The organism is Micromonospora sp. A200, assembly GCF_029893845.1.
GTDB lineage: Bacteria > Actinomycetota > Actinomycetes > Mycobacteriales > Micromonosporaceae > Micromonospora > Micromonospora purpureochromogenes.
Map to the genome: position 1 here is coordinate 116,439 of NZ_JARXXY010000004.1, position 19,820 is coordinate 136,258.

Genomic DNA, 19,820 nt, shown 5'->3' on the forward strand with positions numbered 1-19,820 from the left:
TGCCGGCACTCTAGGCAGCTGGTACGACAGCCCTCAGCGCAGGGCTGCCAGGCGCCGCGCCCAGTCGCCCCCCACCGGCTCCAGCTCGACCAGCCGGGTGTCGTCCTCCCGCCGGTCGAGGCGTACCCGCAGGTGCGTGTCGACCAGCTGTTCGACCAGCCCCTCGCCCCACTCGACCACGGTCACCGAGTCGTCCACCGAGGCGTCCAGGTCCAGGTCGTCGATCTCGGCCCGCGGGTCGGCCGCGTCGCCCAGCCGGTACGCGTCGGCGTGCACCAGGGCCACCGTGCCGCCCCGGGCCGGGTCCGGCCGGTGCACCCGGGCGATCACGAAGGTCGGCGAGGTGATGGCGCCCAGCACCCCCAGCCCGGCGCCGATGCCCTGGGTCAGCGCGGTCTTACCGGCGCCCAGCGGGCCGGTGAGCAGCAGCAGGTCGCCGGCGCGCAGCACCCCGGCCAGCCGGCGGCCGAACGCGTGGGTGTCCTCGACCGTCGGCAGCGTGACGGTCAGCGTCACAGCCCCTCCAGGAAGTCCCAGAGCGCCTTGTTGACCTCGTCGGCGTGTTCCAGCATCACCACGTGCCCGCTGTCGTTGACCTTGATGTACCGGGCGTGCGGCAGCCGGCGCACGATCTCCTCCGAGTGGGTCACCGGCGTGATCATGTCCTTGTCACCGACCACGACCAGCACCGGCGTGCCGCTGAGCGCGGCCAGCGCCGGGAAGCGCGAGTGCGTGGCGAGGGTACGCAGGTAGCGGGTGACCGTGTCGGCGGACGTCCGCGAGTTCATCTTCTCCACGTAGGAGACCAGGGCCGGGCTCGGCTTGCGGGTGCCGAAGCCGTACTTGCGGGTCAGCAGCCAGGCGACGTTGGAGGTGGACTTCCGGGCCCGGTCGATGACCGTGCCGCCGTACCGGGTGGCGTTGCTCATCATGTAGAGCACCGGCGCGCCGACCCGGCCGATCAGCGCCGGGGCCACCAGCTTGGTCTCCGCGATCAGACCGCCCGAGGTGGCCATCAGCACCGTGCCGACCACCCGGTCGCCGAACATCTCCGGGTACAGCTCGGCGAAGGCCATGATGGTCATTCCGCCCATCGAGTGGCCGACCAGCACCAGCGGCCCCTCCGGGGCGGTCCGGTCGATCACCCGGCGCAGGGTGCGGCCCAGCGCGGCGAGGTCGTACTCGCCGCTCTCCAGCCGCCCGGAGCGGCCGTGACCGGGCTGGTCGTACGCCACGATCCGGTGCTCGCCCCGCTCGGCGAGCAGCTTGCGCTGGAAGTGGAACGTCCCCATGTCCAGGCAGAAGCCGTGCACCAGCACCACGGTCGGCCGCCCCGACGCCGGACGGGTCGGCTCGACCACCTCGACGTGGATGTCGGTGCCGTCCGGCAGCTCCAGCCGGAACGCGTCGTCGTACCGCTGCTCGCCGAAGACCTCGTGCGCGTACCGGTCGGTGGGGTCGGCCTTGAGCCGGCGGACCAGGGCGCGCTCGCTCACCATGCCCGCGGCGAGCCCTGCGGCGGCGACGCCGACCGCAGCCCCGACCACGCCGGCGACCTTGCCGGCGGCGGTGCGCGGTCGCGGGATCCGGAAGCGCTGCGGCGCGCTCACGGTGCCAGCTCGGTTCGCGACTCGCCGTCGTAGGCCCGGGGCACCCGGCTGCTGCCGAAACGGGTGACGATCTCGTAGTTGATGGTGCCGACCGCCTCGGCCCAGTCGTCGGCGGTGGGCTCGCCGTCCGCGCCGCTGCCGAAGAGGGTGGCGACGTCCCCGGCGGCCACCGCGTCCTCGCCGCAGTCGAGCACGAACTGGTCCATGCAGACCCGGCCGGAGATGGTGCGCCGCTTCCCGCCGAGCTGCACCGGCCCGACGTTGGAGGCGTGCCGGGGCACCCCGTCGGCGTAGCCGAGCGGCACCACGGCCAGGTTCGCCTCCCGCCCGGTGGTGTAGGTGTGACCGTAGGAGACGCCGGTGCCCTCGGGCACCCGCTTGGTCAGCATCACCCGGGCCCGGCCGGTCATCGCCGGACGCAGCCCGAAGCGTTCCCCCGCCACCGGCGAGAGGCCGTAGACGGCGATCCCCGGGCGGACCAGGTCGAAGTGGGTGTCCGGGCGGGTCAGCGTGGCCGCCGAGTTGGCCAGGTGCCGGTAGCGCGGGCGCAGCCCGGCCCGCTCGACCATGGCCAGCCCCTCGTGGAAGACCGCGAGCTGGCGGTCCGTGGTGGGGTGGCCGGGCAGGTCCGCGTACACGAAGTGGCTCCACACGCCGACCACCTCGACCAGGCCGTCGGCCTGGGCCTTCGCGGCGGCCTCCAGCAGGGTCGGCCAGTCGGCGACGGTGGCCCCGCCCCGGGACAGCCCGGTGTCGATCTTCAGGTGCAGCCGGGCCGGGCGGTCCGCCCGGCGGCTCGCCTCGATCATCTCGTCCAGCTGCGGCAGGCTGGCGGCGCCCAGGTCGACCCCGGCCGCGACACCCTCGTGCAGCGGCAGCCCGGGGGCGAGCAGCCAGGCCAGCACCGGCGCGGTGATCCCGGCCCGGCGCAGGGTCAGCGCCTCGTCCAGCGTGCAGACCCCGAGCCAGTCCGCCCCGGCGTCGAGCGCGGCCCGGGCCGACGGGACCATGCCGTGGCCGTACCCGTCGCCCTTCACCACCGCCATCAGCTCGGCGCTCGTGCCCGACCGGAGCCGGGCCACGTTGTCACGGATCGCGTCGAGATCGACGCGTACCTCGGCCTGCCACATACGCCCAGCCTACTTGCGCCGGTGATCACACGACCGCGCTGCCGCCCGAGTCGGCGACCCGCGCCACGCCGGGGAGCGCGACCGCGGCTCAGTCCACCAGCGGGGCCAGCACCGGGCGCAGGGCGGCCGCCACGTCGGATGCGGTCACCGGCCCACCCCGGGCCGCCTCCCGTCCGGCCAGCCCGTGCAGGTACGCGGCCGTTGCCGCCGCCCGCTCCGGGGCCAGCCCGGCGGCGAGCAGCGAGCCGAGCAGCCCGGCCAGCACGTCCCCGGTGCCCCCGGTGGCCAGCGCGGCGGTGCCGGTCGGGTTGACGTACGCCCGGCCGTCCGGCGTGCCGATCACCGTGCGGTCCCCCTTGAGCAGGACCGTCGCGTTCATCCAGGCGGCCAGCCGCAGCGCGGCGGAGACCCGGTCGGCCCCCGGCGCCTCCCCGCAGAGCCGGGTGAACTCGCGGTCGTGCGGGGTGACCACGATCGGGGCGTCCCGGTTGCGCAGCCGGTCGGCGAGCGAGCCGTCCACCAGCAGGGTGAGCGCGTCCGCGTCGAGCACCACCGGCACCGGCGCGGAGAGCACCGCGCGCAGCTCGCCGGCGGCGTCCTCGCCGGTGCCCAGCCCGGAGCCGCAGACCCAGGCCTGGACCCGGCCGGCGTCGGCGACCCGCCCGGTGGCGATCACCGACGGGTGCTGGTGCAGCACCTCCGCGCGGGCCCCGCCGGCGTAGCGGACCATGCCGGTCGGCCCGGCCAGGGCGCCACCCACCGAGAGCACCGCCGCGCCCGGATACGTGGCCGATCCGGTCGCCACCCCGACCACGCCCCGGCTGTACTTCTCCGTGGCCGGGCCGAGCCGGGGCCACCACTCGACCATGTCCGACCACTCGGTCACCCGCAGCACCGGTGACCCGCGCAGCCACGGCTCCAGCCCGATGTCGACCAGCTCCACCTGCCCGGCGAGGGCGGCGGCCGGCCCGACCACCAGGGCGGGCTTGAGCGCGCCGAAGGCCACCGTCACGTCGGCCCGCACCGCGCTGTGCCGACCGGCGGCGGTCAGCGGCACGTGGCCGGTATCCACCGCCACCCCGCTCGGCACGTCCACCGCGACCACGGTCGCCCGTGCGCCGTCGCGCCCGCAGTACCGGACCAGGCTGGCCGCGAGCTGCTCGGCGGTCTCCCGCAGCCCGCCGGTGCCGCCGATCCCGACGATGCCGTCGAGCACCAGGTCGACCATGGCCGGGGGCCGGTCGACCAGCCGCCCGCCGGCGGCGCGGAGCGCCGCCACCCCCTCGGCGTGCGCCCGGCCGGGGGTCAGCAGCAGCGCCGACACGGCCACCCCGCGCCGGGCCAGCAGCGCCCCGGCGTAGAGCGCGTCACCGCCGTTGTCGCCGGTGCCGACCAGCAGCAGGACCCGCGCGCCGTACACCCCGCCCCGGTCGGCGAGGAGCAGCGCGCAACGCCGGGCCAGGCCGGCCGCGGCCCGCTTCATCAGCGTCCCGGGCGGGAGGGTGGCCATCAGGCCGGCCTCCGCCGCGCGTACGTCCGCGACCCGCCACACCGGTTTCATGCCACACCGTCCCGTCTGTCACCTCGCGGGCCGGCCCCGGGGCCCGCCCGGCCGATCAGCGTTCCGCGACCACCATGGCCGAGGCGATCCCGCCGTCGTGCGACAGCGAGAGATGCCAGCGGTTGATCCCGCGCTCCACGGCGGCGGCGGCCACGGTGCCGGAGACGGTGAGCCAGGGCCGGCCGTCCGGGTCCGGCACGATCTCGCAGTCGTGCCAGCTCAGGCCGGCCGGGGCGCCCAGCGCCTTGGCGACCGCCTCCTTGGCGGCGAACCGGGCGGCCATCGACTCCGGGGAGCGCGGGTTGCCGGAGCGGGTGTACCGCTCCGCCTCGGTGAAGAGCCGGTCGGCGAGCAGCGGCGTGCGGGCCAGCGCCCGGGCGAACCGGTCCACCAGCACGACGTCGATGCCGACCGCGACGATCACGACGCTCACCCTACCGGCGGGAACGGCGGCAGATTAGCTGCCTGCTCGGCTGTGGGCAACGCCTGTGGAAAACCCTCGGGTACGACCACGGTCCGCCGTCCACAGGCCCTCCCGGTGACCGGTGCCGCTGCCTAGCGTCGACGTGGTGCTGACGGAGGGGGCGCGGGTGGACGGGGAGCCGGTGCAGGTGCGGGCCGCGGTGCTGCGCGAGGTGGCGGGCGGGCTCGCCGACGAGGCGTACGCGCTGGCGCACGGGCTGGTCGGCGTGCCGGGGCTGGTGGTGGCGGCGGCCGAGTGGCGGGCGGCGACCGCACTGACCCGGCTGGAGTCCGCGGTGCACGACTGGCACGGCGCGCTCGCCGCCCGGGTGGCGGAGGCCGGCTCCGCGCTGCGCGCGGCGGCCGACGGGTACGACGCCGCCGACGACCGGGCGGCCGGCCGGCTCGCCGGGCTGCCCCGATGACCGGGTACGCGCAGCTCTGGCGCGCCGCCCCCGGCAGGTGGGGTGCGGCCGGGGCAGCCTGGCGCGGGCTGGCCGACCCGGTGCGCCGCCGCCGGGCGGCGCTGAACGAGAGCGCCACGACCCTGCGCGCGGGCTGGTCGGGTGGGGCCGCCGGGGCGGCCGACAGGCGGCTCGGCGCGCTCCGGGGCGAGCTGACCGCGCTGCTGCCCGCCCTGATCGAGGCCGACCAGGTGCTGGCCGAGTTCGCCGGCCGGCTCCGGGTGGCGAAGGCCCGGCTGGCGGAGGCGGTGGCGCTCGCCGACCGCACCGGCGTGCTCGTCGACCGCCACGGCCGGGTCAGCGCCGCTCCGCCCAGCGCGCCGACCTGGGCCGGCCCGGAGGCCGGTGTCCTGCCCGGCGCCGGGCTCCGCTCGGGCGCACCGCCGGGCGGCCGGTCCCTGCCCGGCGGACGGACCGGGTCGGGCCCGGCCGCGATGCCGAGCGCGGACGTCGGCGCGGCAGCCGGACCGCTGGCGCTGGACCAGGTGGCCGCCGCAGTGCGGGACGCGCTGGCGCTGGCCGACGCGGCGGACCGGGAGGCGGCGACCCGACTGGACGAGCTGAGCGGGGCGGCCCGCGGCGGCTGGGTCGAACCGCCACCACCGGGCCGTCCACCGGCCGACGCCGACCCGGCGACCGTCCGGGCCTGGTGGGCGGGGCTCACCCCGGCCCAGCGCCGCTGGCTGGTGCGGTACGAGCCGGGCCGGGTCGGGCGGCTCGACGGGGTGCCGGTCGCCGCCCGGGACCAGGCCAACCGGCTGCTGCTCGACGACCGGCGGGAGGCACTGCTCGCCGCGCGGCGAGAGTTGCTGGGCCGGCCGACCCCCGGCCCGGCGGAGCGGGCCGGGCTGCGCCGCCTCGACGCGGGACTGGCCGGCCTCGACGGGCTCGCCGGGCGGCTGGCGACGGCGGAGCCGCCCCGGTCGTACCTGCTGGGGCTGGATCCGACCGGGGACGGGCGGGCGATCGTGGCGCTCGGCAACCCGGACCGCGCCGACCGGGTGCTGACCTACGTGCCGGGGATGACCACCGACCTCGCCGACGCCCCGGCCGAGCTGGGCCGGGCCGGTCGGGTGCTGTCCCGCTGCGCCGGCCTCGCGCCGGGGCGGGAGACGGCGGCGGTGCTCTGGCTGGACTACGACGCGCCGGACTTCCTGCCCGAGGCGGCCCGGTCCAGCCAGGCCGGGGACGCCGGGCCGGCGCTGCACCGCTTCCAGGAGGGGCTGCGCGAGACCCACGAGGGCCCGCCGGCCCGGCAGACGGTGCTGGGGCACAGCTACGGGTCGTTGGTGGTGGGCGCCGCCGCCCGGGACCACGGTCTCGACGCGGACGCCCTGGTCTTCGTGGGCTCGCCGGGAGTCGGGGTGGACCGGGCCGAGGCGCTGCGCCTGCCACCGGAGCGGGTCTGGGCGAGCACCGCGCCGGACGACGTGATCCGGCTGGTCGAGCCGCCCGGGCAGCTCACCGGCCGGGCGGTCCTGGCGGCGTCGCCGCTGGCCACGGGGGTGTCGCTGCTCCGCCCCGACGACCACGAGCTGTGGTTCGGCCACGACCCCAGCGACCCGGGCTTCGGCGGGCGCACCTTCCCCAGCGGCCGGTACGGCCACACGGGCTACTGGGAGGCCGGCAACCCGGCGCTGGACGGGATGGCCCGGATCGTGCTCGGCCGGTGACCGGCTCCGCCCGTGCCGTCGGTCGTCCCGCCGGGCCGGCGGCCTCCGTCGTCCGGGTCGGCCGGACCACGGACGCGGGCGGGCGGGCGGAACGAGCGGACCCCGCCGGCCGTGGTCACGGCGGGCGGGGTCCGGTGGACGCTGGCGTCAGGTCACTCCACGGTGACCGACTTCGCCAGGTTGCGCGGCTGGTCCACGTCGTGTCCCCGGGCCGCGGCGATCTCGGCGGCGAGCACCTGGAGCGGCACGGTGGTGACCAGCGGGGCCAGCAGGGTCGGCGTACGCGGCACGTAGATCAGGTGGTCGGCGTAGCGAACGACCGCCTCGTCGCCCTCCTCCGCGATCACGATGGTCCGGGCGCCCCGGGCGCGGACCTCCTGGATGTTGGAGACGACCTTGTCGTGCAGCATGCCCCGGCCGACCGGCGACGGCACCACGCAGATCACCGGGGTGCCCTTGTCGATCAGCGCGATCGGGCCGTGCTTGAGCTCGCCGGCGGCGAAGCCCTCGGCGTGCATGTACGCCAGCTCCTTGAGCTTGAGCGCGCCCTCCAGGGCCACCGGGTAGCCAACGTGCCGGCCGATGAAGAGCACGGTCGGCTCGGACTTCAGCTCCCGGGCCAGCTCGCGCACCGGCTCGATCCGGTCCAGCAGCTCGCGCAGCTTGCCCGGCATCTCCTGGAGCTGGGCCACCACCGCGCCCACCTCGTCGGCGAACTTGATCCCGCGCACCTGGGCCAGGTGCAGGCCGATCAGGTAGCAGGCGACGAGCTGGGTGAGGAACGCCTTGGTCGAGGCGACGGCGATCTCCGGCCCGCCGTGGGTGTAGAGCACGGCGTCCGACTCGCGGGGGATGGTCGAGCCGTTGGTGTTGCAGATGGCCAGCACCCGCGCCTTCTGGTCCTTGGCGTGGCGCAGCGCCATCAGGGTGTCCATCGTCTCGCCGGACTGCGAGATCACCACGATCAGCGTGGACCGGTCGAGGACCGGGTCGCGGTAGCGGAACTCGCTGGCCAGTTCGACCTCGCACGGGATCCGGGTCCAGTGCTCGATGGCGTACTTGGCGACCAGACCGGAGTGGTACGCCGTGCCGCAGGCCACGATGAAGATCTTGTCGACGTCGCGCAGGTCCTGGTCGCTGAGGCGGACCTCGTCGAGGGCGATCTCACCGGTCTCGGTGAGCCGGCCCAGCAGCGTGTCGGCGATCGCCTGCGGCTGCTCCTCGATCTCCTTGAGCATGAACCAGTCGTAGCCGCCCTTCTCGGCGGCCGAGGAGTCCCAGTCGATGTGGAAGTCCTTGCCGGTGGCGGGCTGACCGGCGAAGTCGGTGATCTCGATGCTGTCGCCGGTGATCAGGACGATCTGGTCCTGGCCCAGCTCGACCGCCTCGCGGGTGTGCTCGATGAACGCGGCCACGTCGCTGGCCAGGTAGTTCTCCCCGTCGCCGCGACCGACGACCAGCGGCGAGTTGCGCCGGGCGCCGACCACCGCGCCGGGGATGCCGGCGTCGACGGCCAGCAGGGTGAAGGCGCCCTCCAGCCGCTGGCAGACGACCCGCATGGCCGAGGCCAGCAGCTGCGGGCTGTCGGCCTCGCCGGCCCCGCGCAGGTCGGCCAGCGCCGCCGACAGCAGGTGGGCGGCGCACTCGGTGTCGGTGTCGCTGGTGAACTGGACGCCGTCGGCCTCCAGCTCGGCCCGGAGCTTGGCGAAGTTCTCGATGATGCCGTTGTGGATCACGGCGACCCGGCCGTCGGGGGCCAGGTGCGGGTGGGCGTTGCGGTCGGTCGGACCGCCGTGGGTGGCCCAGCGGGTGTGCCCGATGCCGGTGGTGCCGTCCCCGATGCCGATCGGGCTGGCGGCGCAGTCGTCGGGGTTGCTGGCGGCGCGCTCGGAGAGCACCTTCTCCAGGTTGGCCAGCTTGCCGGCCTTCTTCTCGGTCAGCAGTTCGTCATCGCAGACGATCGCCACGCCGGCCGAGTCGTAGCCGCGGTACTCCAGCCGCCGCAGTCCGTCGAGCACGATGCCGAGCGCCGGGCGCGAGCCGGCGTAACCCACGATTCCACACATGGTCCGCAGCCTAACCCAGTTTCGCTCATCGCGCGTGCGCGGAAGTCGGGTAAACAATCACTGAATCTGAGCGATCGGCTGGTAACGGGCGTCCTGCGGACAACCCTGCCCCGCCGTCCGTCCGGGCCACGGGGGCCGACGGGGTTGCGGGCCCGCCCCCGGTACGACAGTCTCTCGGCGGATCCGGCACGTCCCTCGGGCGGCCCGTTCGTCCCGTTCCCCCTCGCCCGTTCCGGAGCAGCCATGTCCGACCCGTCCTCGCCCGAGCCGTCGCCGCCCGCACCGCAGGCCTCCGAGCCGTCGCCCGCCCCGGTCGAGCCGTCGACCCCGACGGCCGGCTCCGCCCCGGCAGACCCGAGCGCCCCACCCGCCCCCTCGCCGACCACCTGGACGCCGCCCGACCCGCTGGCCGCGCCGCAGCCCTGGACGGCGCCGGACCCGTGGGCGGCACCCTCGACCACCCCCGCGACGCCGCCGGCTCTCCCCGCCGACCCGGCCACATCTCAGGGCGCGTCAGCGCCCGACGGCTCCGCCGCCTGGGGCGTCGGCGTCCGGCCGCCGGCCCCGCCGGCCGCACCCCGGCCCGCGACGCCCGCCGGGCCGCACGCCGCACCCGCCGGGCCCTTCGCCGCAGCCGCCGGCGGGCCGGGCAGCGCGCCCGGCGGCCCGGCCGGACCGGGTACGCCGCCCGCCGGCTGGCCCCCGGCCGGCTACCCGTCGCCCTACCCGCCGTCCGGCTACCCGCCGCCCTACGCGTACCCCGGGTACCGGCCCCCACCCGACCCGGCCGAGGGACGTCGGGTCGTGGGCATCGTCATCGCCGTCCTCGCGGTGCTCGTCCTCGGCGTGTGCGGATGCCTGGGCGTGGGCACCATGCTGGTCGGGTCGTACGCGCCGGGGCCGGCCGCCGACGAGCCGTACTACGACGACCCGGATCCGTACTACGACGGCGACTACGACGAGGAGAGTCCGTTCCCCACCTGGACGCCGCCCACCCCCAGCGAGCCCGCGACGGCAGCCGCCACGCCCTCGACCGGTCGCGGCCGGATCGTCGTGTCCTACGAGGTGACCGGGAAGGGGCGCGGCGACATCCAGTACTACGACGCCAACGGCGAGTTCATCCGCCTCGAGGCCGTGCCGCTGCCCTGGCGTCAGAAGATCCGCACCGACGACCCGAACCGGGTGCTGGTGATGGCCAGCAGCACCGACGACGAGGGGAGCGTCGCCTGCTCGACCAGGGTCGGCGACCGTGCGCCGGTGACCGACGCGGGGTTGCCGGGATACCAGGTGACCTGCGGGAACAGGTGATGCCGGCGGTGCGCCCGTAGGCTGGCCGGCGTGACGACGCCAGATGTCGACCCGCTCGTGGCCCGGATGCGTCCGTTCGGCACCACGATCTTCGCCGAGATGTCCGCGCTGGCCGTCCGGACCGGCGCGGTCAACCTCGGGCAGGGCTTCCCGGACAGCGACGGCCCGCCGGAGATGCTGGCCGCGGCGGCCGAGGCGCTGCGCGGCGGGCAGAACCAGTACCCGCCGGGCCCGGGCATCCCCGCGCTGCGCCGGGCCGTCGCCGACCACCAGCGCCGTTTCCACGGACTGGAGTACGACCCGGACGGCGAGATCGTGGTCACCGCCGGTGCCACCGAGGCGATCGCCGCCAGCATCCTCGCCCTCTGCGAGCCCGGCGACGAGGTGGTCTGCTTCGAGCCGTACTACGACTCGTACGCGGCCTCCATCGCGCTGGCCGGCGCGGTCCGGCGGCCGGTGACCCTGCGTCCCGGCGACGACGGGCGGTACGCCTTCGACCCGGCGGCGCTGCGCGCCGCGTTCGGCCCGCGGACCCGGCTGGTCCTGCTCAACTCCCCGCACAACCCGACCGGGAAGGTCTTCACCCCCGACGAGCTGGCCCTGGTCGCCGAGCTCTGTCAGGAGCACGACGCGTACGCGGTCACCGACGAGGTGTACGAGCACCTGGTCTTCCCCGACGCCGCCGCGCCGCACGTGCCCCTGGCCACCCTGCCCGGGATGCAGGAGCGGACGCTACGCATCTCGTCGGCGGGCAAGACCTTCTCCTGCACCGGCTGGAAGGTCGGCTGGGCGAGCGGCCCGGCCCCCCTGGTCTCGGCGGTGCTGCGGGTCAAGCAGTTCCTGACCTTCGTCAACGCGGCGCCGCTGCAACCGGCGGTCGCCGTGGCGCTGGCCCTGCCGGACGCCTACTTCACCGACTTCCAGGAGGGCATGCGCCGGCGCCGGGACCAGCTCGTCGCCGGGCTGACCGACGCGGGCTTCGACGCGCTGACCCCGGAGGGGACGTACTTCGTCACCGCCGACGTGACCGCGCTGGGCGGGCGCGACGGGGTGGAGTTCTGCCGGTCGCTGCCCGAGCGGTGCGGCGTGGTCGCGGTGCCCATCCAGGTCTTCTACGACGACCCCGAGGCGGGCCGGAGGCTGGTCCGGTTCGCCTTCTGCAAGCGCCCCGACGTGCTCACCGAGGCGGTCACCCGCCTGCGCCGACTGAAGGAGGCACGATGACCGACGGGTACGCCGAACGGGTCCGCCGGCTCAGCGCGCTGCGCGGCTGCGACACCGTGCTCTCCGGGGCCCGGCCGCCCTCGGTCGTCGAGCAGCTCGACACCATCCGCGCCGCCGCCTCCGACGAGCTGCTGCCGGACTTCTACGGCGAGGGCGGCGCGGTCGAGGCGCTGGAGCGCCGGGTGGCGGACCTGCTCGGTACCGAGGCGGCCGCCTTCTTCCCGAGCGGCACCATGGCCCAGCAGGTCGCCATGCGCTACGGCGCCGAGCTGACCGGGCGCAGCGCGGTCGGCCTGCACCCGCTGAGCCACCCGCTGAGGTACGAACGGGACGCGTACGCGGTGCTCGGCGGGCTGCGGGCGGTGCTCACCACGGCGGCCCCACGCAACCCGACCGCCGAGGAGGTCGCCGCGCTCGACGAGCCGGTCGGCAGCCTGCTGCTCGAACTGCCGCTGCGCGACGCCGGTTTCGTGCTGCCGACCTGGGACGAGCTGGTGGCGGTGGTCGGGGCGGCCCGGGACCGGGGCGCCCGGGTACACCTCGACGGTGCCCGGATCTGGGAGTCCACCGTCCACCTCGGTCGGTCCCTGGCCGAGATCGCGGCCCTCGCCGACAGCGTCTACGTCTCGTTCTACAAGTCCCTCGGCGGCCACGCCGGCGCCGCGCTGGCCGGCCCGGCCGACCTGGTCCGCTACGCGCGGGCCTGGCGGCACCGGTACGGCGGCACCGTCTTCCAGCAGTGGCCGGCGGCGCTGGCCGCCCTCGCCGGCCTGGACCGCGAGCTGCCGCGGCTGGCCGGCTACGTCGGGCACGCGAAGGTGGTGGCCGCGGCGCTGGCCGGCCTGCCCGGCGCGCGGGTGTACCCGGCGCCGCCGCACACCCACCAGTTCCGGCTGTGGCTGCCGCATCCGGCGGGTGCGCTGAACGACGCCAACCTCGCCCTCGCCGAGGAGGAGAAGGCGTGGTTCGTCGGCGGCTGGCGGGACACCGAGGGGCCGGGGCTGGCGATGGCCGAGGTCACGGTGGCCGGGCCGGCGACCGAGCTGGACGCCGACCAGGTGGTCGAGCTGGGCGGGCGGTTCCTCCGCCGGCTCCGCACCGCCTGACGGCCGGCGGCCGCCGGCGCCTCACCGGCGCCGGCCGCGCCGGGGAAGGTGGAGCGCGCAACTCAGCCGGCCGTGCACATCCGGCCCCAGCACCTGCATCTCGGCTCCGTCCATTATCCCGTTGTTCATTTCCGTTGGCCCCGCCGAAGTGTGTGCGCGGTCCACCGCGGCACACCCGGCGCATCGATCGGCGAACAACATCGACTGACCCGACACTCGCGCCGCTCACCAGCGCAGATCCACTGCGGGCGAGAATTCCCCCGGGACACAAATGGCCATTTCCCGTTACGAGCGGCTGACGTCAATACCCTGTCACATGTTCACACCCGCATCCAATGACGGCGGGTGATAGGCTGACCCGAGCCCGATTGCAATCAATTCGGCATGGGGGAGAAGATGCGCTACACACGGCTCGGCGGCGACGGTCCGCAAATACGAGCCATCGGCCTCGGCTGCATGGGGATGTCCTGGGGATACGACGAGGACGGGCGCGACGACGACCATTCCGTCGGGGTCATCCACCGGGCGATCGAGCTGGGCTGCAACCTTCTCGACACGGCGGACCTGTACGGCCCGTTCACCAACGAACGCCTCGTCGGCCGGGCGCTGCGCGGGCGCCGTGACCAGGTCGTGCTGGCGACCAAGGGCGGCCTGCTGGCCGACGGCAGCCGGGCGGTGCACCGTAACGGACGCCCCGAACACCTGCGGGCGGCGTGCGAGGCGAGCCTGCTCAGGCTGGGGGTGGACCATGTCGACCTCTACCAGCTGCACCGCGTCGACCCGGCCGTTCCGATCGAGGAGAGCTGGGGGACGCTGTCCGAGCTGGTGACCGAGGGCAAGGCCCGGATGATCGGGTTGTCCGAGGTGTCGGTCGACGAGATCCGGCGGGCCGAGGAGATCCACCCGGTCGCGAGCGTCCAGTCCGAGCTGTCCCTGTGGACGCGTGAGCCGCTGGATTCGGTCCTGCCGTACTGCACCGAGAAACAGATCACCTTTTTGCCGTTCGCGCCACTCGGCCGCGGTTTCCTCACCGGCCGTTTCGCCGGCACCGCCGACCTGCCGGTCCGGGACGGCCGGCGCAACCTGCCACGTTTCCAACCGGATACAATTTCCGCAAATCAAGAAATCGCCCGGCGGATTGTTCGTATCAGTTCCGAAATGGGTTCGACACCTGCGCAGGTGGCGCTCGCCTGGCTACTGGCGCTCGCCGACAACGTGGTTCCCATTCCGGGCACGAAGACGCTCAGTCATGTGGAAGACAACATGGCCGCGGATTCGATCACGCTGACCGCGGACGCGCGTTCGGCACTCGACGCCCTCCCCGAGCCCATGGGCACCAGGTACTGAGCCGGCACATTCCGCGACGCAATTCGACGACGGTTGTCGCCCCACATCATCGGGGCGGCAACCGTCGCGTCATGGAGGACGTCACCTCACCGACGGCGAGGACCCCGCCGACACCTTCGAGCGGGCCACCCGGCTGCGCCTCTGAACGGCGCCGGGCCCGGCCGCGAGCCCTGGGCGCGCGGCCGGGCCTACTCGTCAGGCGGTCGGGCTGGCGGCGCGTACGTGCTCGGCGATCCGCTCGGCGACGCTCCGGGCGGTCGCCTCGGTGGCGGCCTCCACCATCACCCGCACCAGCGGCTCGGTGCCGGACGGGCGCAGCAGCACCCGGCCGGTCTCGCCCAACTCGGCCTCGGCGCGCTCCACCTGGGCCCGTACCTCGGGGGCGCTGGCGCCGACGGTGCGGTCACCGACCGGCACGTTGATCAGCACCTGCGGCAGCTTGGTGACCACCGAGGCCAGCTCGGCCAGCGACTTGCCGGTGGCGGCGAGCCGCGACATCAGGTGCAGCCCGGTGAGCACGCCGTCGCCGGTGGTGGCGTACGCCGGCATGACGATGTGACCGCTCTGCTCGCCGCCGAGGGCCAGGCCGGAGGCGCGCAGCTCCTCCAGGACGTACCGGTCGCCGACCTTGGTCTCGATCAGCCGGATGCCCTCCGCGGACATCGCCAGGCGCAGGCCGAGGTTGCTCATCACGGTCGCGACCAGGGTGTCCTGGGCGAGCGTGCCGGCCTCCCGCATGGCGAGGGCGAGGATCGCCATCACCTGGTCGCCATCTACCTCGTCACCGTCGGCGGTCACCGCGACGCACCGGTCGGCGTCGCCGTCGTGTGCGATGCCCAGGTGGGCGCCGTGCTCGACGACGGCGGCGCGCAGCCCGTCGATGTGGTTGGAACCGCAGTCGTCGTTGATGTTGAGCCCGTCCGGCTCGGCGTGGATGGCGATCACCTCGGCGCCCGCCTCCCGGTACGCCACCGGGGCCACCTCGGCGGCGGCGCCGTTGGCGCAGTCCACCACCACCTTGATCCCGTCCAGCCGGTGCGGCACCGTGCCGACCAGGTGCTGCACGTAGTGGTCGGCGCCGTCGAGCAGGTCGTGCACCCGGCCGACGCCGGCGCCGATCGGCCGGTCCCAGGCGGTGGTGGCGTTCGCCTCGACGGCCGCCTCGATCCGCATCTCGATCTCGTCCGGCAGCTTGTGCCCGCCGGCGGCGAAGAGCTTGATCCCGTTGTCCGGCATCGGGTTGTGCGAGGCGGAGAGCATCACGCCGAGGTCGGCCTTGGCCTCGGCGGTGAGGAAGGCGACCGCCGGGGTCGGCAGCACGCCGACCCGGACCACGTTGGCCCCGGCGCTGGTGAGCCCGGCGACCACGGCCGCCTCCAGCATCTCGCCGCTGGCCCGGGTGTCCCGGCCGACCACGGCGAGCGGGGGATGCGTCTTGTCCGACTCGGCCAGCGTATGCGCGGCGGCCACCGCCACCGCCAACGCCAACTCGGGGGTGAGATCCGCGTTCGCCCGCCCGCGTACGCCGTCCGTGCCGAACAACCGGCCCATACCCGCCAACCTCCGATGAAAGGGTCCCAGGGGAAACGGCGAACGGCCGGGCCACCTCCCGTGTGGGGAGGCGATCCCGGCCGTCCGTCAGAAGTACAACGTGTCGCTGATGATCAGCGCTTCGAGTACTGAGGAGCCTTACGGGCCTTCTTGAGGCCGTACTTCTTGCTCTCCTTGACCCGGGCGTCCCGGGTCAGGAAGCCGGCCTTCTTCAGGGCCGGGCGGTCGTCCGGCTCGTTGACGATCAGCGCCCGGGCGATGGCCAGCCGCAGCGCACCGGCCTGGCCGGTGGTGCCGCCGCCACGCAGGTTGGCGATGACGTCGAACGCCTCGGGCTTCTCGGCGGTGACCAGCGGGTCCTTGATGAGCTGCTGGTGCACCTTGCTCGGGAAGTAGGCCTCGAGGTCCCGGCCGTTGCAGGTGATCTTGCCGCTGCCGGGGACGATGCGCACCCGGACGATGGCCTCCTTGCGCCGACCCACGGTCTGGATGGGGCGGTCACCACGAGGCGCGCGGGCGACGGGCGCCGGCGCCTCGGTGGCCTCGGGGGCGACCTCGGTCTCGGTGATGTCGGTCATGCTGCTTCCTTCGCCCGCGCTCACTGCGCGATCTGCTTGATCTCGAACGGCACCGGCTGCTGCGCGCCGTGCGGGTGCTCGGCACCGGCGTAGACCTTCAGCTTCTTGATGAGCTGACGGCCGAGCTTGTTGTGCGGGAGCATGCCCTTCACGGCCAGCTCGATGGCCCGCTCGGGACGCTTGGTCAGCAGCTCGTCGTAGCCGACCTGCTTCAGACCACCCGGGTAACCGGAGTGGCGGTAGGCAATCTTGGTCTGACGCTTGTTGCCGGTCAGCGCAACCTTGCCCGCGTTCACGATGACGACGAAGTCGCCCGTGTCGACGTGCGGCGCGAAAGTCGGCTTGTGCTTGCCGCGCAGCAGCGTGGCGGCGTGGGTGGCCAGGCGGCCCAGCACGACATCAGAGGCGTCGATAACGTGCCACTGACGCTCGATCTCACCCGGCTTCGGGCTGTACGTACGCACAGGTCTACCTTGTCTCGTCGTCGGTCTGGGGTCGCGCGCCGAGGTGACCAGGCGCGCACGAACGACCAAGCGTACCTGATGCGGCACGCCTCTGGATGTCGTACAACAGCAGGCAACGATACCCGGCGCCCCGTCAGCAGGTCAAAACGGGGGGTCACCCAGCGTGGCTTGCGACGTGACGATGGTACAGGTCACACCCCGGCCAGCCGGCGCGGGCCCGGGCGCAGGTACACCGCCCAGGTCAGGGCGAAGCAGAGCGCGTACCAGCCGATGAAGGCCAGGTACGCCGCGTCGGCGTTGCCGGAGGTCAGGAACGACTGCCGGAAGGCGATGTTGACCAGCACCCCACCGGACGCGCCGACCGCCCCGGCGATGCCGATCAGCGACCCGGAGAGCCGGCGGGCCCGCCGCTCGGCCGCCTCGGGGTCGCCGGTCAGCTCCCCCTCGGCCGCCGCCTTGGCGCGGAAGATCGCCGGGATCATCTTGTACGTCGACCCGTTGCCGATCCCGGAGAAGACGAAGAGCGCCAGGAACCCGGTCAGGTAGAGCGGGAACGACTGCTCCCGGGCCGCGTACAGCACCAGCCCGGCGCCCAGGGCCATGGCCACGAAGTTCCAGAAGGTGACCCGGGCGCCGCCGAGCCGGTCGGCCAACTGGCCGCCGAGCGGCCGGATCAGCGACCCGACCAGCGGGCCGAGGAAGGTCAGCCAGGCGGCGTCGACCGGCGTCGGGAAGCGCTCGGCGAACTGAAGCTGGAGCACCTGCCCGAAGGCGAAGCCGAAGCCGATGAAGGAGCCGAAGGTGCCGATGTAGAGCAGCGACATCACCCAGGTGTGCGGTTGGCGGGCCGCCTCGCGCAGCGCGCCCGGCTCGTTGTGGGCGTTGGGGAGGTTGTCCAGCCAGCGCGCCGAGGCCAGCGCGGCCAGCACGATCAGCGGCAGGTAGACCGCCGGCACCAGCCGGGGGTACGCCGCCCCCGCGGTGGCCAGCACGGCGAGCCCGACCAGCTGCACCGCCGGTACGCCGACGTTGCCCCCGCCGGCGTTGAGCCCCAGCGCGCGGCCCTTGAGCCGGTCCGGGAAGAAGAGGTTGATGTTCGCCATCGAGGAGGCGAAGTTGCCGCCGCCGACCCCGGTGAGGCAGGCCAGCACCATCAGCGTGGTGTACGACACTCCCGGTTCCAGCAGCACCGTCATCGGCACCGCCGGCACCAGCAGCAACAGGGCGCTGACGATGGTCCAGTTCCGGCCGCCGAAGCGGGCCACCGCCAGCGTGTAGGGCAGCCGCAGCACCGCGCCCAGCGCGGCCGGCACGGCGGTGAGCAGGAACTTCCCCGCCGGGTCGATGCCGTACGCGGGACCGAGGAAGAGCACGGTGACCGACCAGAGGCTCCACACGGAGAAGCCGATGTGCTCGGCGAAGATCGACACCCAGAGGTTCCGGCGGGCGATCGGCGCCCCGGTCGTACCCCAGAACGTCGGGTCCTCGGGGCGCCAGTCGTCGATCCGGTGCCGGCGCCCGGCGGCGGCCGTGGGGTCGGCGGGGGCTGATGTCGTGGGGGCGAGCGTGCTCACGGCGGCTCCTCCTGGTCGATGTGACGCTCAGGAGACTAGGAACGGCCGGTTACCCGACGGTGCCTGTCGCGGGTCGTTCCGGAAACGGAGATCGCACGTCGGCCGCAGGGCGGTGGTGAGGCGGTCAGAGCTGCTGGAGGATGCGCAACGCCCGCCCCACCCGCTGCATGGTCTCGGTGTCGGCGACGTCGACGCACTCGGTGAACCACTTCTTCATCGGCGAGGAGAGCCGGTCGGGCATCACCACGTACCCGCCCATCGGCACGGCGAGCGGGGAGTCCCGCAGCAGTGCCGTCTCGACCACCTCGGCCACCATCACGATCGGCACGTCGGTGGAGTTGTAGACGTCGGTGCTGATCACCAGCCCGAGCCGTTCCCGGGCGCCCTCGATCCGCCAGATCTCGCCCCTACGCAGCACGCGGACGTCCGCCGAAGAGCGCGTCGTCGACCATGCCGACCTCCCGGGCGTCGGCGAGCGCGGCGGTCTCCAGGTCGAGCCCCGCCCGGCCGACCGCGGCGGCGTGCGCGGTGAAGACCTCGCGCAGTGCCTTCTCCCGGGCCGCCTGGTCCATCCACGCGGAGAGCGACAGCCCCTCGCGCTTGGCGAACCGGCGTGCCTCCTCGATCGTCTCGTCGGAGAACGACAGCGTCACCTTGGCAGTCATGCCGCTGAGACTACCCGCTGGTATGACCAGCAGTCATCCCGCTTCGCGCCGGCCGACCAACGACCCAAAACGCCCTCGTCCGGGGTCGGGCCACGCGGCGTGTCGCGTTTCCGTGTTGCATGGGTCCCGCTTTGCGGCGTGTGGCGGTTTCCGGCAGCCCGGACACCGCGACACGCCGCAAACGGTGTCGCAGCACGGCGGCGCGCGGCGGGTGGCCCCGGCGATCCGTCCAGCGGCGCGGCGGGTCAGGTGGGCGGGCGGGTGCCGCCGAAGACAGCGAAGCGCCACGCCTTGAAGAAGCAGTCCACGTCGACCAGCCCGGCCTCGGCGAGCCACCGGCACTGCACGTCCACCGGCGCCGGCCGGTCGTGCCGCATCCGCTCCCGGGCGGCGGCCAGCTCCGCCTCGTCGGACCCGAGCGCGGTGGCCTGGGCGATCCAGACCTCGTCGTAGCGGCGGTCCAGCCCGGGGGTCGGGCCGGCCACCTGCTCGGCGTTGACGAACACCCCGCCGGGCGTCAGCGCCGCGGCGGCGCGCCGGTAGAGGGCGCGCTTGCCGTCGTCGTCGAGGTGGTGGACGGCCAGGGCGGAGACCACCGCGTCGTACCGGCCGGCGGGGAGCGGATCGGCCAGGTCGGCGACCACCGTCCGGTGCGACACGCCCCGGGTGGCCAGCGCGTCGGCGGCCACCGCGAGCATCCGCGGGGCGCCGTCGAGCAGGGTCACCCGGACCCCGGGCAGCGCCGCGGTGAGCAGCAGCGAGAGCAGGCCGGTGCCCGCGCCCAGGTCCAGCACCTCGGGGGTACGCCCCGCGGCCAGCGCGGCCCGCAGCGGCACGGCCGCCACCTCCACCGCAGTGCCGTAGAAGTCGTCGAAGCGCGGCACCAGGCGCCGTCTGGCCTGGTCGTAGCCGCCGGCGACCGCGTCGAACGCCGCCGTCACGCTCATCGTCGCCTCCCATATGTCAGGACGGTTGTCCCAAATCATAGACCCACCGACCGGCCGGCTGCCCCGGGGCGGTGTGAGGCGCTCTTGACA

At 74.3% G+C, this 19,820-nt stretch carries 19 protein-coding genes; 6 read left to right on the forward strand and 13 right to left on the reverse strand.

Annotated features, from left to right (window positions below; translation table 11 throughout):
• Window positions 1-33 precede the first annotated feature (33 nt).
• From tsaE to M2302_RS05710, 5 genes are all read right to left on the reverse strand, one after another.
• On the reverse strand, window positions 34-516 hold the full coding sequence (gene tsaE, locus M2302_RS05690; RefSeq protein ID WP_280836916.1) for a tRNA (adenosine(37)-N6)-threonylcarbamoyltransferase complex ATPase subunit type 1 TsaE: 483 nt from the start codon (window positions 514-516) through the stop codon (window positions 34-36).
• Entirely contained in the window at window positions 513-1,610 is a 1,098-nt protein-coding gene (locus M2302_RS05695) for an alpha/beta hydrolase (RefSeq protein ID WP_280836917.1), read from the reverse strand. The genes tsaE and M2302_RS05695 overlap by 4 nt, the downstream gene beginning before the upstream one ends.
• Window positions 1,607-2,740: an alanine racemase gene (alr, locus tag M2302_RS05700; RefSeq protein ID WP_280836918.1), complete on the reverse strand. Its 1,134-nt coding sequence runs from the start codon at window positions 2,738-2,740 to the stop codon at window positions 1,607-1,609. Before alr ends, M2302_RS05695 begins: the two co-directional genes overlap by 4 nt.
• An 88-nt stretch (window positions 2,741-2,828) precedes the next feature.
• Entirely contained in the window at window positions 2,829-4,301 is a 1,473-nt protein-coding gene (locus M2302_RS05705; RefSeq protein WP_280836919.1) for an NAD(P)H-hydrate dehydratase, read from the reverse strand.
• A 55-nt stretch (window positions 4,302-4,356) separates the two neighbouring features.
• Complete coding sequence (locus M2302_RS05710; protein WP_088960309.1) at window positions 4,357-4,725, reverse strand: holo-ACP synthase; 369 nt, start codon at window positions 4,723-4,725, stop codon at window positions 4,357-4,359.
• Between the two features lie 145 nt (window positions 4,726-4,870).
• Here M2302_RS05710 and M2302_RS05715 point away from each other — a divergent pair, with 145 nt between their 5' ends.
• Window positions 4,871-5,188: a hypothetical protein gene (locus tag M2302_RS05715; RefSeq protein WP_280836920.1), complete on the forward strand. Its 318-nt coding sequence runs from the start codon at window positions 4,871-4,873 to the stop codon at window positions 5,186-5,188.
• Window positions 5,185-6,900 (forward strand): alpha/beta hydrolase, encoded by a 1,716-nt coding sequence (locus M2302_RS05720; RefSeq protein ID WP_280836921.1) that lies wholly within the window; start codon window positions 5,185-5,187, stop codon window positions 6,898-6,900. The genes M2302_RS05715 and M2302_RS05720 overlap by 4 nt, the downstream gene beginning before the upstream one ends.
• A gap of 152 nt (window positions 6,901-7,052) precedes the next feature.
• Here the strand turns inward: M2302_RS05720 and glmS are convergent, their stop codons facing one another.
• Complete coding sequence (gene glmS, locus M2302_RS05725; RefSeq protein ID WP_280836922.1) at window positions 7,053-8,966, reverse strand: glutamine--fructose-6-phosphate transaminase (isomerizing); 1,914 nt, start codon at window positions 8,964-8,966, stop codon at window positions 7,053-7,055.
• A 243-nt stretch (window positions 8,967-9,209) separates the two neighbouring features.
• On the opposite strand from glmS, the gene M2302_RS05730 reads away from it, so the two are divergent.
• The 4 genes from M2302_RS05730 (at window position 9,210) to M2302_RS05745 (ending at window position 13,951) form a co-directional block, all read left to right on the forward strand.
• Window positions 9,210-10,274, forward strand: coding sequence for an MmpS family transport accessory protein (locus M2302_RS05730; protein ID WP_280836923.1), 1,065 nt, complete (start codon window positions 9,210-9,212; stop codon window positions 10,272-10,274).
• A 30-nt stretch (window positions 10,275-10,304) separates the two neighbouring features.
• On the forward strand, window positions 10,305-11,498 hold the full coding sequence (locus tag M2302_RS05735; protein WP_280836924.1) for a pyridoxal phosphate-dependent aminotransferase: 1,194 nt from the start codon (window positions 10,305-10,307) through the stop codon (window positions 11,496-11,498).
• Window positions 11,495-12,604, forward strand: a complete 1,110-nt coding sequence (locus tag M2302_RS05740) for a beta-eliminating lyase-related protein (protein WP_280836925.1) — start codon at window positions 11,495-11,497, stop codon at window positions 12,602-12,604. The genes M2302_RS05735 and M2302_RS05740 overlap by 4 nt, the downstream gene beginning before the upstream one ends.
• A 384-nt stretch (window positions 12,605-12,988) precedes the next feature.
• The gene (locus M2302_RS05745; RefSeq protein ID WP_280836926.1) at window positions 12,989-13,951 is read left to right on the forward strand and encodes an aldo/keto reductase; all 963 of its coding nucleotides are present in this window, start codon (window positions 12,989-12,991) and stop codon (window positions 13,949-13,951) included.
• 195 nt (window positions 13,952-14,146) lie between these two features.
• On the opposite strand, the gene glmM is transcribed toward M2302_RS05745, so the two are convergent.
• The 7 genes from glmM to M2302_RS05780 form a co-directional block, all read right to left on the reverse strand.
• Window positions 14,147-15,502 carry a phosphoglucosamine mutase gene (gene glmM / locus M2302_RS05750; RefSeq protein ID WP_280836927.1) on the reverse strand — a complete coding sequence of 452 codons (1,356 nt, stop codon included), beginning with the start codon at window positions 15,500-15,502 and terminating at the stop codon, window positions 14,147-14,149.
• Between the two features lie 113 nt (window positions 15,503-15,615).
• Window positions 15,616-16,080 (reverse strand): 30S ribosomal protein S9, encoded by a 465-nt coding sequence (gene rpsI, locus M2302_RS05755; RefSeq protein WP_088998399.1) that lies wholly within the window; start codon window positions 16,078-16,080, stop codon window positions 15,616-15,618.
• 20 nt (window positions 16,081-16,100) lie between these two features.
• A complete protein-coding gene (gene rplM, locus M2302_RS05760; protein ID WP_154941857.1) occupies window positions 16,101-16,544 on the reverse strand; it encodes a 50S ribosomal protein L13 in 444 nt (147 codons plus the stop codon).
• Between the two features lie 191 nt (window positions 16,545-16,735).
• The gene (locus M2302_RS05765) at window positions 16,736-18,049 is read right to left on the reverse strand and encodes a nitrate/nitrite transporter (RefSeq protein WP_280837046.1); all 1,314 of its coding nucleotides are present in this window, start codon (window positions 18,047-18,049) and stop codon (window positions 16,736-16,738) included.
• A gap of 193 nt (window positions 18,050-18,242) precedes the next feature.
• Window positions 18,243-18,536, reverse strand: coding sequence for a type II toxin-antitoxin system PemK/MazF family toxin (locus tag M2302_RS05770; RefSeq protein WP_088960296.1), 294 nt, complete (start codon window positions 18,534-18,536; stop codon window positions 18,243-18,245).
• Window positions 18,526-18,783 carry a DUF6364 family protein gene (locus tag M2302_RS05775; RefSeq protein ID WP_154941856.1) on the reverse strand — a complete coding sequence of 86 codons (258 nt, stop codon included), beginning with the start codon at window positions 18,781-18,783 and terminating at the stop codon, window positions 18,526-18,528. The genes M2302_RS05770 and M2302_RS05775 overlap by 11 nt, the downstream gene beginning before the upstream one ends.
• A gap of 245 nt (window positions 18,784-19,028) precedes the next feature.
• A complete protein-coding gene (locus M2302_RS05780; protein WP_280836928.1) occupies window positions 19,029-19,730 on the reverse strand; it encodes a methyltransferase domain-containing protein in 702 nt (233 codons plus the stop codon).
• Between the last annotated feature and the right edge of the window lie 90 nt (window positions 19,731-19,820).

What these genes read in the sequence shown, in the direction of transcription:
- alr (WP_280836918.1), bottom strand. Translation starts at nt 2,740, where the DNA reads ATGTGGCAGGCCGAGGTACGCGTCGATCTCGACGCGATCCGTGACAAC.
- rpsI (WP_088998399.1), bottom strand. Translation starts at nt 16,080, where the DNA reads ATGACCGACATCACCGAGACCGAGGTCGCCCCCGAGGCCACCGAGGCG.
- M2302_RS05775 (WP_154941856.1), bottom strand. Translation starts at nt 18,783, where the DNA reads ATGACTGCCAAGGTGACGCTGTCGTTCTCCGACGAGACGATCGAGGAG.
- M2302_RS05720 (WP_280836921.1), top strand. Translation starts at nt 5,185, where the DNA reads ATGACCGGGTACGCGCAGCTCTGGCGCGCCGCCCCCGGCAGGTGGGGT.
- glmM (WP_280836927.1), bottom strand. Translation starts at nt 15,502, where the DNA reads ATGGGCCGGTTGTTCGGCACGGACGGCGTACGCGGGCGGGCGAACGCG.
- M2302_RS05705 (WP_280836919.1), bottom strand. Translation starts at nt 4,301, where the DNA reads ATGAAACCGGTGTGGCGGGTCGCGGACGTACGCGCGGCGGAGGCCGGC.
- glmS (WP_280836922.1), bottom strand. Translation starts at nt 8,966, where the DNA reads ATGTGTGGAATCGTGGGTTACGCCGGCTCGCGCCCGGCGCTCGGCATC.
- M2302_RS05780 (WP_280836928.1), bottom strand. Translation starts at nt 19,730, where the DNA reads ATGAGCGTGACGGCGGCGTTCGACGCGGTCGCCGGCGGCTACGACCAG.
- M2302_RS05745 (WP_280836926.1), top strand. Translation starts at nt 12,989, where the DNA reads ATGGGGGAGAAGATGCGCTACACACGGCTCGGCGGCGACGGTCCGCAA.
- M2302_RS05740 (WP_280836925.1), top strand. Translation starts at nt 11,495, where the DNA reads ATGACCGACGGGTACGCCGAACGGGTCCGCCGGCTCAGCGCGCTGCGC.
- M2302_RS05730 (WP_280836923.1), top strand. Translation starts at nt 9,210, where the DNA reads ATGTCCGACCCGTCCTCGCCCGAGCCGTCGCCGCCCGCACCGCAGGCC.